The sequence below is a fragment of the Candidatus Accumulibacter contiguus genome (assembly GCF_012940005.1).
Taxonomy (GTDB): Bacteria; Pseudomonadota; Gammaproteobacteria; order Burkholderiales; family Rhodocyclaceae; genus Accumulibacter; species Accumulibacter contiguus.
The window spans coordinates 1-13,708 of sequence record NZ_SPMX01000036.1; the positions used below are offsets into that span (position 1 = coordinate 1).

At 63.2% G+C, this 13,708-nt stretch carries 11 protein-coding genes; 6 read left to right on the forward strand and 5 right to left on the reverse strand.

All coding sequences use genetic code 11. From position 1 onward, the window contains the following. Window positions 1-459 precede the first annotated feature (459 nt). The 3 genes from lysM (at window position 460) to E4Q08_RS12970 (ending at window position 3,261) form a co-directional block, all read left to right on the forward strand. A complete protein-coding gene (lysM, locus tag E4Q08_RS12960; RefSeq protein ID WP_169070737.1) occupies window positions 460-1,026 on the forward strand; it encodes a peptidoglycan-binding protein LysM in 567 nt (188 codons plus the stop codon). A 124-nt stretch (window positions 1,027-1,150) separates the two neighbouring features. Next, a complete protein-coding gene (locus E4Q08_RS12965) occupies window positions 1,151-1,729 on the forward strand; it encodes an NnrU family protein (RefSeq protein WP_034916768.1) in 579 nt (192 codons plus the stop codon). 137 nt (window positions 1,730-1,866) lie between these two features. Further along, window positions 1,867-3,261 carry a vanadium-dependent haloperoxidase gene (locus tag E4Q08_RS12970; protein WP_169070681.1) on the forward strand — a complete coding sequence of 465 codons (1,395 nt, stop codon included), beginning with the start codon at window positions 1,867-1,869 and terminating at the stop codon, window positions 3,259-3,261. On the opposite strand, the gene E4Q08_RS12975 is transcribed toward E4Q08_RS12970, so the two are convergent. The 3 genes from E4Q08_RS12975 to E4Q08_RS12985 all read right to left on the reverse strand — a co-directional run bounded on the left by E4Q08_RS12975 (window position 3,255) and on the right by E4Q08_RS12985 (window position 7,687). Continuing rightward, window positions 3,255-3,914: a hypothetical protein gene (locus tag E4Q08_RS12975; RefSeq protein ID WP_169070682.1), complete on the reverse strand. Its 660-nt coding sequence runs from the start codon at window positions 3,912-3,914 to the stop codon at window positions 3,255-3,257. The genes E4Q08_RS12970 and E4Q08_RS12975 overlap by 7 nt on opposite strands. Window positions 3,915-4,583: 669 nt before the next feature. Further along, window positions 4,584-4,784, reverse strand: a complete 201-nt coding sequence (locus tag E4Q08_RS12980) for a hypothetical protein (protein ID WP_169070683.1) — start codon at window positions 4,782-4,784, stop codon at window positions 4,584-4,586. A 17-nt stretch (window positions 4,785-4,801) separates the two neighbouring features. Further along, window positions 4,802-7,687, reverse strand: coding sequence for a glycosyltransferase (locus E4Q08_RS12985; RefSeq protein WP_169070684.1), 2,886 nt, complete (start codon window positions 7,685-7,687; stop codon window positions 4,802-4,804). A gap of 164 nt (window positions 7,688-7,851) precedes the next feature. On the opposite strand from E4Q08_RS12985, the gene E4Q08_RS12990 reads away from it, so the two are divergent. From E4Q08_RS12990 to E4Q08_RS13000, 3 genes are read left to right on the forward strand one after another with little or no spacing between them, the layout of a single operon-like run. Further along, complete coding sequence (locus E4Q08_RS12990; protein WP_169070685.1) at window positions 7,852-8,676, forward strand: glycosyltransferase family 2 protein; 825 nt, start codon at window positions 7,852-7,854, stop codon at window positions 8,674-8,676. A gap of 4 nt (window positions 8,677-8,680) precedes the next feature. Further along, window positions 8,681-9,829 (forward strand): class I SAM-dependent methyltransferase, encoded by a 1,149-nt coding sequence (locus E4Q08_RS24810; protein WP_169070686.1) that lies wholly within the window; start codon window positions 8,681-8,683, stop codon window positions 9,827-9,829. Then, complete coding sequence (locus E4Q08_RS13000) at window positions 9,807-10,913, forward strand: glycosyltransferase family 2 protein (protein WP_169070687.1); 1,107 nt, start codon at window positions 9,807-9,809, stop codon at window positions 10,911-10,913. The genes E4Q08_RS24810 and E4Q08_RS13000 overlap by 23 nt, the downstream gene beginning before the upstream one ends. On the opposite strand, the gene E4Q08_RS13005 is transcribed toward E4Q08_RS13000, so the two are convergent. After that, complete coding sequence (locus tag E4Q08_RS13005) at window positions 10,882-11,970, reverse strand: acyltransferase family protein (RefSeq protein ID WP_169070688.1); 1,089 nt, start codon at window positions 11,968-11,970, stop codon at window positions 10,882-10,884. The genes E4Q08_RS13000 and E4Q08_RS13005 overlap by 32 nt on opposite strands. Window positions 11,971-11,982: 12 nt before the next feature. Beyond that, on the reverse strand, window positions 11,983-13,698 hold the full coding sequence (locus E4Q08_RS13010) for a PIG-L family deacetylase (protein ID WP_169070689.1): 1,716 nt from the start codon (window positions 13,696-13,698) through the stop codon (window positions 11,983-11,985). Between the last annotated feature and the right edge of the window lie 10 nt (window positions 13,699-13,708).

A 13,708-nucleotide genomic window follows, 5' to 3' on the forward strand; every position in this document is an offset into this window, starting at 1 on the left:
ATGCACGCCAAGTGCTCTCCCACGGGCTTGATGTCCCAGAGGGGCGTCGGGCTGTGCGTCGCCTTCCGAACTCGTTTCCACCACACCTCCGTGGCACTCTACGACCTAAACCTTGGGGCTCTGCCCCAAACCCCGCACTCGCCGTGAGGCAGCGGCCGGGGATGATCAACCCCTCCCCAGCCCCTGCCTCAAGTGTACTTGGCTTACAGGATGTCAAGAGGCTTTCGCGGCATAAACGCAAGAGAAAAATACCTCTCTCGCATTTATTCCACGGTCCTCTTGACACCCTTCCAGCCATGACTTCATCTCCTCTCTTGAACGAACGAAAAACCACAAAACGAAGCATACAAGGGGAAACGGTCATGACTTTCATCATCGGGGGTGTCCTGCAAAGTCATGACCGTTTGAGAATGCTTTCAGAGCTGCTAGACTGGTTTGGGTCTGCCAACGAGGGTAGCCATCAATCGTGGTTTCCGGCGCCAGCATGCGCCGCTTTTTCAGGAGAGAAGGACATGGGTTTTTTTTGATTTCGTCAAGGAAGCAGGCGAGAAGCTTTTTCATGCCAAAGATACCGAAGCGGCGTCGGCCGAACTGGCCAGTGCTCCCGATGACGAGGCGGCCAAGGCGCGCCTCGACGAGCTGAACCGTACCGCCGCGGACGCGATCGAGGCCTACATCAACACCCAGAACCTGCCGGTGACCGGCCTGACGGTGACTTTTGACGGTGCAAGCGGAACGGCGACGGTCTTCGGAGTCGCCGGCGACCAGGCCAGCAAGGAGAAAATCCTCCTCTGCTGCGGCAACGTCACCGGTGTATCGCAGGTCAACGACATGCTGTCGGTCGATCAGAGCGAACCTGAAGCGACCTTCTACACCGTCGTCGCCGGCGACAATCTGTCGAAGATCGCCAAACAGCACTACGACAACGCCAACAAGTACCCGCTGATCTTCGAAGCCAACAAGCCGATGTTGACTCACCCGGACAAAATCTATCCCGGCCAGGTGCTGCGCATTCCGCCGGAGTAATCGAGCCATCAACGAGGCACTCAATACCCTGTCTGCCGCACCGATCGATCTGCAAGTGCGCACCCTGTTGTTCCAGCATGCTGAGCAACCCTGACAGCGCGTCATCGAAGGCCGGGAGACCGTCATGAGCTATCTCGTCATCGGACTGATCATTTTCCTCGGCGCTCATTCGCTACGCATCGTCGCCGGCGACTGGCGCGATGCTCAACTCGCCCGGCTCGGCGAAATGCGCTGGAAAGGCGTTTTCTCGCTCGTCTCGGCGCTCGGGTTGGCGCTGATCATCTGGGGTTATGGCCTGGCACACGTGGATTCCCCGGTCCTCTGGCTGGCGCCGCGCGGGATTCGCCACCTGGCCGCCCTGCTGACCCTGCCGGCGTTCATTCTGCTGGTCGCCGCCTTCGTGCCCGGCAGCCACATCCAGGCAAAGGTCGGCCATCCGATGGTCGCCGGTGTCAAGCTCTGGGCATTGGCACATCTGCTGGCCAACGGCAGTCTGGCCGACGCGACCCTGTTCGGCGCCTTCCTCGTCTGGGCCGTGGCGAGTTTCGTCTCGTTGCGGCGCCGCGACCGGATTGCCGGACGGACCTACCCGGTGCGCGGCTGGGCCAGCGATGCGCTGGTGCTCGGCATTGGCCTCGTCAGCTGGCTGGGCTTTGCCTTCTACGGCCATGCCTGGCTGATCGGCGTAAAGCCTTTCGGCTAACGGTCATGACTTTTCCAGGCACCCCCGATCATGAAAGTCATGACCATTCCCCTCTCCCCCGACCCCTCCCCCACGAGTGGGGAGGGGAGATTCGTGAGTCGCTGACGCGACTTTCACATTAACGGAGGCTCACCCTGGTGGGTTTGATCCGCGCGCTCGCCGGTGTTGGCCTATGCCTGCTATTCTGCGTCGCTGGCCTGGCGGTGGAACTGCCTCGCGGCGCGGATTCCGCAGGTCCGCTGACCGACCCGAGCCATTGGCGGAAGTGGCTGCCCGAGATCTCCGACGCCGCTGACGTCAGCCTGCCGGTAATCGCCCCCTTGCCGCCGCTGACGATGGCGACCTCTGATCCGATCCGCCAGCGTTTCATGGATCAGGCGCTCGTGCAGCAGTGGGCAAGCGGGCCCGCGTCGCTGCCCTGGAACCGTCTTGCCCTCGAACTGATCGTCAAATATCAGCAGAACCCGCTGCGCGCGGCGCGCGTGCTCGCACACCTGCACGCGGCGGCCCATGACGCCATCGTCGGTCTGGCGGCGACGAGCAGCGAGGAAGCCGCCCAGGCGGTGGCCGTGCATGCAGCGGCGGCGGGCGTACTGGCGCATTTCTACCCGCGAGAATCGCCGGGGCGCCTGGAAGCGATCGGCATCGGCGCGATCCTGGCCGTCGCCGCCAGCGCACGGATGTCGCCGCAGACGCTCGATTTGGCGCGCGCAGCCGGCCGCCGCGCCGCCACCGCGGCGATCCGGCGGGCCCTCGACGATGGCGGCGATGCGACCTGGAACCCGGCGGACCGTCCGCCTCCCGCTCCACGTATCTGGCGCGCCGCACCACCGCTCAATCTCGCCAATCCGGGCGAGCCGCTGGCCGGTAAATGGCGAACCTGGGCGCTGGTTGACGGCAGGGAGATGCAGCCGCCACCGCCGCCGCCCTTCGGCAGCGAGCGCTACTGGGAAGAAGCGCGCGAGGTGCTGCGGGTAGCGCGCCGCTTGAGCGTCGAGCAGAAGCGCATCGCCGACGAGTGGAACCTCGACCGGGGTTCGGTGACGCCGCCGGGAGTCTGGAATCGCAAAGCGATGCAGTGGGTGTCCCAGCGCGCCCTGGGCACGGCCGAGACCGCGCGCGTGTTCGCCGCGCTCAATGTGGCGATGGCGGATGCGCTCATCGCCTGCTGGCAGGCGAAGTTCGAACACTGGAGCGTGCGGCCGGTCAACGTCATCCGCGAGAAGCTCGATCCGGACTTTCTGCCCTGGTTATTCACGCCACCGTTTCCGAGCTACGTCTCGGGTCATGCGGCAGTTTCCAGCGCGGCTGCCGAGGTGCTCGCCGCTTACTTTCCGGAGCAGGCCGACGAGTGGCGAGCCGCCGCCGACGAGGCGGCGATGTCGCGCCTGTACGGCGGCATCCACTTTCGTAGCGACAACGAGGAGGGGCTGCGACTCGGCCGCCGGGTCGGTCGACGCGTGCTCGAGCGCGGCCTCGGCCGTGACCGCCTCCCGGCAGGCGGCGAGCCGGTGCATCCCGCCGTTCAGTAGGCGAGGTAGCCGAGTTGTCCGAACACTTCGCCGCAGCGCGCGCGAACGGCGACGAGCACGGGACTGGCGATGACCGCTGGCGTCACGACGGTGGGTTCGCTCGTCTCCAGCCGGAAAAGCAGCCTGCCGTCGATCGCCTCGTAGCTGAATATCTCGTAGCCGCCGGCAGCGGGGGTCGGTGCCCAGCGGATGCGCTTTTCACCCGCATCAAGCGAATCAAGGGTCAGACCACTGACCGCGCAGGCAGAGCGCGCGTCGATCAGGAAGCGGTGCTCGCGGGCAGGCGATGGCGCCGGTGGCGCACCCTCCGGGCACAGGCTCGTGACGCGCACGCTGACCCGCGCCAAGCCATCGGCCAGCGCCTGTGGCGGCAGGAAACGGGTGTCGTTGACGAGGCTGTCGATGCTGGCCAGGGTCCGGCCTTCCGGTTCGCGGCTGACGAGCTGGAGGCGATAGCTTGACACACCGGCGGCCGCGCGCCACGCGATCATCGGTCTCGTCGAGGATTCGCGCGACCCCTGCGCCGGCGTGACGATCGCTGGATTGAGGCACGGCAGCCCGGCGAGCGCGGGCGACGCCAGCCCGACGCCGGCGAGGCATACCGCCGCCCGTGCCACAGGCCGTCGGGATAGGAAAACGTGCAGGCTTGCCATGACCTTCCCGAGATCGGGGCCGTGCCCCCCCTGATGCGGCCAATGCCCTGAAAAGGGTGTGAATGAAAGTGTTGGGAGGTACCGATGGCTCCCCTCCCCCTCGCGGGGGAGGGGTTGGGGGGAGAGGGGGCGTCCATGCCCTCGCAGATGCCAGCAGAGCAGACTTACGGCTCTGGCTATGTGCTTTCGCAAGGATTTGACGAATTCGTGTGCAACGATGGCCCCCTCTCCCCCAACCCCTCCCCCACAAGGGGGGAGGGGTGATCACCGATGTCAACGCATCTCCATTGAACATGGCACTTCGACCAACACTTTCATTCACACCCTTCCGATCCAGAACCATTGAACACCCTCGGGAACGGGTACGCCGAGTGCCCGATAGCCCTACGCGGACACTCCTGAAACGCCTTGAACAGACCGGTTACTGTGAAAGTCGCGTCAGCGACTCACAAATCTCCCCTCCCCCCTCGCGGGGGAGGGGTCGGGGGGAGAGGGAAACGGTCATGACTTTCATGATCGGGGGTGCCTGGAAAAGTCATGACCGTTTGAATTGAAGCGATGAATGCGCTGGATTTTGCTTGAGCAAAGCAAAGCTACGACGTGCAAGCTCTTGAATGTCCTCGGGTAACGCATCAAAACATGGCCAGAAGCGGCGCGACGTAAAATGCTTCAAATCTCGCGTGCCTGACCATTACGGTATTCAGCAAGAGCTTCCTCGGCAAGAGCGTCCAGCTTTCCAGCGGCGGCATCTGCTTCAATCTGCGCGTCCCAAGCATCCGCGTCGAACCGAGAAAACCAGCGACGAAAACGGGCAAGTTCTGCTGGCGATAGTTGTTCAATCGCTTGTTCCAGGGATTCCACAGTAGTCATGGTTCATCTCCGAAATTTTAACGATACCATACGCCGAGTTCGCACGGATCGGCAATGCGTGGCGGCCACGCCAGGCTGAAATCATTGGCGTCGAGGGTGAGATTGGGCGAATAGGCCGGGTCGGCGGCCAGTTCGTCTGCCCACCGGTCCTGCATGAACGCCACTTCCGGGGCAAAGCGTGCTTCGGGCCTCGTTTCCTGCTCCTGGCTGGCCGACTCGTAATGGAGCATTTCTGCATAAGGCGTCCAGACGTTGCGATAACCCGCCTGCCGAATCCTCAGGCAGAAGTCGATGTCATGGAATGTCAGCGCGAGCCGCTCGTCGAATCCGCCCACTTCCTCGAAAACAGATTTCCGTACGACCATGCAGGCCGAGCTGACCGCACTCAGCGACTGGTGCAAGGCCGCCCTGCCGAAATAGCCGACATTTCCCCGCTCGAAATTCAGGAAGGAATTCCCGGCCACGCCGCCGATACCCAGGATGACTCCGCCATGTTGCAGGCGCTGCCCGGGGTTCCACAAGCGGGCGCCGACGGCACCGACGCCGTCCTGCACGGCGAAGGAAACCATTTCCTCCAGCCAGCCCGGCGTGATGATTTCGATGTCGTCGTGCATCAGGCAGAGCAAGCTGCCCTGCGCCTGCGCCGCCGCCTGGTTGTTGAAGCGTGAAAAGTTGCACTCCCCATCGGCCTGCAGCACCCCGATGCCGCTCTGGCGCAAGCGATCGAGCCATTGGCGGGTGTCTGCGTCTTCGCTGCCGTGGTCGATGACGATGATTTCGTAAGGTACGTAAGTGCTGCGCATGCGGATGGATTCGATGCACAGACGCAGCAGATTTGCCCGGTCCCGCGTGGGAATGATGATGCTCAGCAGCGGCGCCGGCGTTGGCACCGGGAAGCGAACCCTGGTGTGGAGGTGAATCTCCGGTGCGGGCATGACTTCCGCGGCAATCCCTCGACGCTGCAAATGCTCGCTCAGCGCCCGCTGGGCGGCGGTCAGTGCGTACGGCTTTTCGCCGATGTCACTTGCCGTGCTCCCGGTAACGATTCGCCAGTGGTAGAGCACGCGCGGAATATGGACCATCTGATCCGGCCGCAGGCGCTCCATGCTGCGCAAGGCAAGATCGTAGTCCTGGGAGCCTTCGAAGCCTTCGCGAAAGCCTCCGATCTCGTTCAGCAGGGAGCGCCGGTAGCACCCCAGGTGAGAGAGCATGTTCTGCGCCAGAAACAGTTCGTAATTGAAATCACATTTGAAATAGGGACCACAGCGCTGGCCGTCGGGGGCAAGCTTGTCTTCATCGGTGTAGATCAAGCCCGCCTCGGGATGCTCGATAGCGCACTGAGCAACGAACCACAGGGCCAGCGGATGCAACAGATCGTCGTGGTCGAGAAGAGCGACGAAGTCGCCGCTCGCCAGCGCCAGCGCCGAGTTGCTGGCGGCAGAGATATGGCCGTTGACCGGGCGGAAGATCACCTGGATGCGCGGATCCGCCGCGGCGTGACGTTCGAGCAAGGCCTTGATCGCCGGTGAGTCGGATGCGTCGTCGGCGACGCACAGTTGCCAATGCGGATAGACCTGGCCCAGCACGCTGTCGATGGCCGCTTCGAGCAGGGCCACATCAGAGTTGTAGGTGGGCATCAGCACGGAAATGAGCGGAGGCTGCTGCCATGAGTCGGCAATCTGCCGAAGCCGCGGATAGGATTCGGGAGCGGGTTCGAAGCGGCTGATCCAGGTGTGGTAGTCGGTGCCGGCGCGGACTTTTCCGTCGAGGCTTTGCTGCAATTCCTGCCAGTCGCGCGTCTGCAATGCTGCGCGCTGGAGAAATCGCCAGGCACGCGTCGGGTTGCGCACAGCCTGGTTCAATAGTGGCAGGTAGGTGATCGCCTTGCGCACCCCGCGCAGCGGCCTGGTGATTCGCCAACTGCTGCTCCGCCAGATCGCCTCGATATGTTTTTGCCTTTCATCGAGCACTTGGCCTTGTGTCCGGACTTGCCATTGCAGCGCCGAGATTTGCTCTTCCAGTTGAATGATGAGGCGTTGCTGCTCGGTAATGCGTTCTTGCTGCCCGATGATGCGCTCTTCCTGCCTGGTGATGCGCTCTTCCTGCCCAGTGATGCGCTCTTCTTGCCCGGTGATGCGTTTTTGCAGCTCGGGGTAGTTCCACACCTGCGCCATGATTCCCGCAATCTGCCCTTCGCTCCACAGGTGCCGCCACTTTTCATAGACGCGGGTATAGGCCGGGCCGATAGATGGCGCAATTGCATGCACCCCTGAACTTGCGTGCATGCGATAACAGGCGGAAACGCCGGGGACATGGACGAAGCGGGAGTGACGGGCAATCTGGAGCCAGAAATCCCAGTCCTCGAACAGATCCAGGTTTTCGTCGAAACGGCAACCCAGATCGATGACCTGGCGCCTGAAAAGTACCGCGTGCAGTGGCATCAAGTTGCCCGCAAGCAGGCGCAGTTCGTCGAAAGGCAGATCGAAAGGGGCGCCCTTGGCTTGGCCATCCTCATCGGTAGGCTGTACACCGGTATAGGCGGCCAGCAATTCGGGCGAATCCGTCAGCGCTGCCGCCAGCTTCTCCAGATGATCGGGAAGGAGCCAGTCGTCATCGTCCAGGAAGAGCAGGTAGGCGCCGTTTGCCGCTTCGAGCGCCGCGTTGGCGGCGCGACAGCGATGCAGGGGTCGGTCGGTGGGCAGCAGGCGCAGCGGATGCGGGCCGCAGGCTGCTGGCATGTCCGGATGCCCGGGCAGCGCCGCCACGACCAGAATTTCGATCCGGGAGTAACTTTGCCCGGCAAGCGACGCCAGTGCTTGCTGCAGCAGAGGCATCCGCTTGATGCTGCGTATCAGGATGGAAACCAGAGGGGAAAAGCGTTCTTGTTCGGGCAACGGGCTCATGTGCGACATGCTGAGGTGGCAGGCGCGATGGCCAGCATGGGCGCATTTTAACCAGTAGTGCGCATTCTGCGCGGTTTTCTCGCGGCGCAGCGCACACCGCAGAGTACTTTCGCCATCGCTCGGACGGAGGCAGTACAATCGACCATTTGAAGAGATGCGGGAAGATGGCTGAAATTCAGAAGATGCCCATGGTTCCCCGGCCGCTGGCCTTCGTGGTGTGCGCATCCGATCCGGAGGTGTTACAGCAGCGTTTGCTGGCATCCGAGTGCTTGAAGTCGCGGCGCTACCGGCTGGCGATCCATTTCGACAGTCCTTCCGCTGCCAGGGCTTTCAACGAGGAAATGGACCACAGCAGCGGCGAAGGCTGGCTGGTCTGGGTGCATCAGGATGTCTTCCTGCCGGAAGGCTGGGATCGTCGATTTCTGGCGGCACTTGCACAGGCAGAGAGGGTGATACCCAAGCTGGCCGTCGTCGGAGTCTACGGGATCGACCTGCTGGGCCGACGGGCCGGACATGTCCTGGACCGGGGCAGGATTCTCAGGGAGCCGCAAGAGCTGCCGTGCGAAGCAGCCAGCCTGGACGAAGTGCTCGTGGCGGTGCGAACGGATAGCCGGCTGATCCTCGATCCCGCACTACGATACCATTTCTATGCCACGGACCTGGTACTTGCTGCCAGGCAAGGGGGCTGGGCAGCGGCTGTCGTGGACTGCTGTTGCGAACACTGGTCGGATACGCCGACGAGCGGCCCGGTGACGAGGGAATTCGCTGATCGTCTCATCGCCGATGCCCGTATCTTTGAAACGAAGTGGCGTCACCATCTCCCGCTGGCCACCCCCTGCTTCCACATCAGCGAACCTGGCGATGTGGAGCGTTTTGTGCAGGCCCATTTTCCCGTGGCACCGGACACCAGGCTGCCTGATGTCCACTTGTCCGGACCAAACAAGGGTATTTCCTGCACCGGTGGACCAGCAGCGCTTCATCAGGAGTAGGCACGTGTTCGAGGTATTGCTGTTCGATGGCGGCACCCTGCGCCTGTCCGAGGAGTTCGCTTTGGGTCACAGGGAACTGCGGCGGCGGATTCATGCCGATCGCTGGTGGCATGCAGGCGCCGGCAACCGGCCGATCCCGCCGGCCCATTTTCTGAAATTCTGCCACGCCGATCGGATCCTGGTCATTCTCGACCCGGCCGTGCTCGTTGCGGACAACCTGGTCGATGAACTGCTCGGCCTGACCCCTGGCGGCCAGGTCGCCTGTGCTCTGCCTGCCGATCCGAGAAGCGCCGGAGCGGTGGCCGTCGACTATGCCAGCCGCCCCGGTTTCGACCGCCATGTCGCCCGTCGCTCGAGGCTTCCGGCCGCGGGAGCGTATACCGGTCAGGCCCCGTGGCTGTACATGATCACCATTGAAGCCTTGCGTCAGGTCGTCGCCCAGGACGAGGCCGTCACCTGGGAGCGTATCCCGGAGATCCTGGGTCCCCGTGCCCTGCTGGCGCAGCGAACATTCATTCATTCCTGGTCCGATTACCAGCAGAACACGCGAGCGGAAATGCTCGACCTGCTGCCTGCCGGAACAAACTCGCTGCTGGATGTGGGGGGTGGGGAAGGGGGATTCGCGGCGGCATTCGTCGAGCGCTTCGGCGGCCAGGCCACCGTCGCCGAGTTGAACCCGGCAGCAGGAGAACGGGCAATGGCGCGGGGATTGACCGTCCATTGCGGGCCCTTCGAGCAACTGCAGAAGATCACCACCTTCGACTGCATCGCATTCCTGGACGTGCTGGAACACCTCGCCGACCCCCTGGCTGCCCTCCGCAAGGCACACAGTCTACTCAAGCCAGGGGGGCACGTGCTGCTTGCCGTGCCCAACGTCGGTCACTGGTCGGTTGTCCAGGACCTGCTGCAGGGAGAATTCGACTATCAACCAGTGGGCATTCTCTGCGTCGGGCACCTGCGTTTCTTCACGCGCAGGGGCCTCGAGAAACTGATCGAAGATGCGGGCTTTCAGGTGGCCCGGTGGCGGGATTGTCCTTCCCCCCTGCCCGAAAACCTCCAGGCCTTTTTGGACCAGGCCGCCGGTTTCGGGCAGACCGTTGCTTTCCAGAGCCTCAGCACCGATAGCTTCCATGTCCTCATCCAGGCGCGTTGATGTCATCATCGTCAACTACCGGTCTTCTGCAGACACTCTGCAAGCCGTGCAATCCCTCATGCCGTGGCGCTTCGGCACACTCTGGCTGGTGGACAACAGCGATGATCCTGTGGAAACCGGGACGCTGGCGCATGGCATCCGCCAGATGCCTTGGGCAAGGCTGTTGCTGCCGGGAAAGAATCTGGGATTTGGCCGGGGGTGCAACCTGGCGTTTACCGAATCGAGCGCGCCCTATTGCCTGCTGCTGAATCCGGACGCACTGCTCTCGCCCAGGGATCTGGAGACCCTTGTCGATGCCCTCGAAGCCGATCCCCGGCTGGCGGCGGTTGCTCCCAGGACCTTCTGGGATCGCGACCATCGTTTTCTGTTGCCCCCGGCCTTTCCTCAATCGCCTCTGGCGGAAATCTCCCTGGCGCTGGCCAGCAGGTATCCCCGGCTTTGCCGAACGGCTTTCCGGCTCTACCTCTCGCGCATGCAGCGGCAGATGGCCAGCCCTCGGCCGGTGGAAACGCCGTTCCTGGCCGGCGCATTGCTGTTGCTCCGGCGGGAAGCCGTGCTGGCGACGGGAAGCCTGTTCGATCCGGACTATTTCATGTTCTACGAAGACACGGACCTTGCCTGGCGTCTGCGACAGACCGGCTACCGGCTGGCAGTGGTCCCCGCTGCCACGGCAGTGCATGAATATCGCCACAAGCTATTGAAAGCGCCGCTGATGGCACAAACCCGGATGATTTATTTCCGCAAGCGCCACCCGCTATTCCACCGCTGGACGCGTCAGCTGGCTCTGCTGGAGCGACTCCGCCAGCCGCTACATTGGGAGGAATGGGGGGATTGCCTCGATGCCTCGATCAGCGACGCGGCCGAACTCGATGCGCATCTCGATGGCGCGCACATCGTCGCCTGGAGCCCATCGCCAATGATGATCCCCGCCGCTTTCCGGCCGCTATCGGCCAGTGCCGTATCATTCACCCCGGAGGATTGGCAGTTACTTGAGCCCGGCCGCTATATGCTGGCACTTGCGCATCCGGCCTTGCCGGGAAAACTGCGCTATCTCAGCTTCGAGCGGGCTGCAGGGAGCGGCTGATCTGCCGACCATAATTCCGCAAGGGCCGTTCCAGCCCGTAGTGAGCCAGCGTCGCCAGTCCCAGGGTGAAGGCAAGGGCGGCAAGCGCCAGCCAGGCGCCATCCAGGCTTGGCCAGATCCGGCGCAGCAGGACCGGCATCAGGTTGTGGAAGAGATAGATGCCGTAACTCAGTGAGCCGGCCACGAGCAGGAGAGGCGTGGCCGGCCCCCTGGCTTGCGCCAGCAGCTTCGACAGGGCCGCCAGCACCAGGGCATAGCCCAATGCGGCCAGCAGACCGATATTGCCGCCGATCCACGGCGGCACCACGCTTCCCGCCTCGGCATCGACGACGAAGGCCTTGAAGACGCAGGCGACCAGCCAGAGGCAACTGGTTCCGGCGAAGAGCAGCAAGCACTGCAGGCGTACCGACAGGTGGCGCTGGCTGACCGCATAAGCCACCCCACCCAACAGGAATTCCGGCAGCAGGCCGGGCAGATGAACGCCGGCGATCTGACGCCAGGAGGTAAAATCGGTGCTGCCCGGAATCAGGGCCAGCGTCATGTAGACCACGAGCGATATCCCCAGCACTGCAGCAAATCTCCCTTTTCTTCCCAAGGTGGCGAGCAGTGGCAGGAGCAGGTAGAACTCCACCTCCGGTGGCAGGCTCCAGAACGCCGGGTTGTAGTAGAAGGCGGTCTCCTTCGAGAGAGTGTGGAGCATCAACAGGTGGACAGGGAAGTGCTCCCAGGCCTGGGCGGGTGGATCATGCAGCAGTACGTAAGCGATCAGTGCGGCAAGGTAGAGCGGATACAGCCGGAAGAACCGTCGCACCAGGTGGGGCAGGAGCGGCAAGGGTTTGCCCAGCAGGTAAGGAGCAAAAACAAAGCCACTGAGGACGAAAAACAGATCGACGCCCGTGGTGGCTAAGCGAAGCAGCCAGCTCTGCGCCGCAAACAGGTGTGCATAGTGAGCCGCCAGGACCATCAGGGCCGCCAGTCCGCGTGCGCCTTCGATAGTCGCATCTTCTCGCGGATCAGGATCGACCTGACCGACCAAACGGTCATGACTGTTAGTCAATGCTGTCCCGGCCTATTTCCTGCACCATTCCCGCCAAGCGGCGGACAGGCAGCGCAGCAGACGGGTGATCCTCCAGCTATGGCTGGCGAGCATTTCTGCTCGCTGTCGTTCGTGCTCCTGGACTTGCAGGCGCAGTTCCGCAATCCGCAAGTCCCTCTCGTCGAGTTCGATGCGCAGACTCTCGACGGTGCTCCGGCACTCTAGCAACTCGCGATCCCTCACGACGAGGAACCGACTTTTCTCTTCCATGGTTAGCTGCAGTTCGGCCATCTGGCGGCGCAGTACCGCCAACTGCGGAGGGTCGCAGGCTCGCCGCATCAGCGACGCGAGTTGCGCCGACGAGCAGCGCGTCCTCCAGCGTTCGCACATCGCCAGCAGGGAAGGAGGTTCAGGGGGTTCAGGGGGTTCCCGCGCATTGACCGGATCGTCCGGGAATGGGTCAGCGCAAGCCACCTGGAGAAATGCGCTGGCAAGGCTCAACTGCAACAGAAAATCCCAATCCTGCTGGCCTTCAAGGGACTCGTCGAAGCGACAGCCCTTGTTCACCAGACAAAGATCGAACAGTACGGCCCGCAAAGGGATATCGGGTCGGCACAGGAGGCGTACCGCGTCGCAGTCGATACCCTCCCCGCTCGCCTGGCAGGCATTTCCCTCTCGTTGCGGTGCGCTGGCATAAGCGACATGGCAGGACGATTGCTTGCGCAGCGCGAACACCAGGCTGCTGGCGTGCTCCGGCGGAATCGACTTGCCCGCATCGAGAACCAGGCAGTACGTACCAGTGGCCTCGTCGAATCCGACATTGCTAGCCGCGGCTGCAGACAGGCAACGGTTCGTCCTGATCTGGCGCAGGAGATGACGACCGCAATTGCCGGGCAGCGCCGGCAGCCCAGGGTCACCATCCACGAGGAGCACCTCGATGTTCGGGTAGGTCTGCAAAGCCAGGCTGTCCAGGCTCAGGCGCAGGTCCGACCCGGCGGGGCGGCGGACGACCACCGAAACGAGTGGCACGTCCTGGCTGGAGCATGGAAATCCCAGTCGCGCCTGGAAGACGTATTCCGGCTCAACCAGATCGAGCAGCGCATTCTCGCACAGTGCTTGTGCCGAAACGAGGGCATAGGCCTCAGCCAAGCGGACCTCCGCCGTCAGCGTATAGGTACGGTAGCGATTCAGCGCCAGGATGTGCTCATCGTAGCGCTGATGCCGCAGTTGGGAAACGAAACACGCCATGGCCTGTTGCTTGAGATCCGCGAACGGGGTGATGTCGAGCAACAGATTGGGACGCAGTGGTACGCCCACCTCATACTGGGCGAGGCGAAGCGCTCCGCCGACTCGGCGCACGGCCTCGGCAGCGGCCATGGCCAGTTGCCGGTGATCCGGATGGATTTCCCGTAGTGACGGCGCATAGACCAGATCGGCAGCGCTGGCGGTGATGGCCGCCAGCAAACGCGCCACCAGGGGCTCGCCATACTCGAGGCCGCGATCCGGGAAATTCCAGCTTTCCGGCTTGCCATAGCCCAGCAAACGGCCCGCTGTACAGCTTTCGTTCAACCGCGTGTGCGGGTCGCCGAACAGCGCGCCGTTGGTGAGGATGACGACGCGCACGGGAACGCCCGCGGCGACATGCGCCGCAAGCGCACCCCCACAGCCGAATACCTCGTCGTCAGGATGGGGGGCGAGCACCAGCACCCCGGCCGCGGGAATCAACTGCTGCGCCCGGTAAGGCAGCATGTCGCTTTCC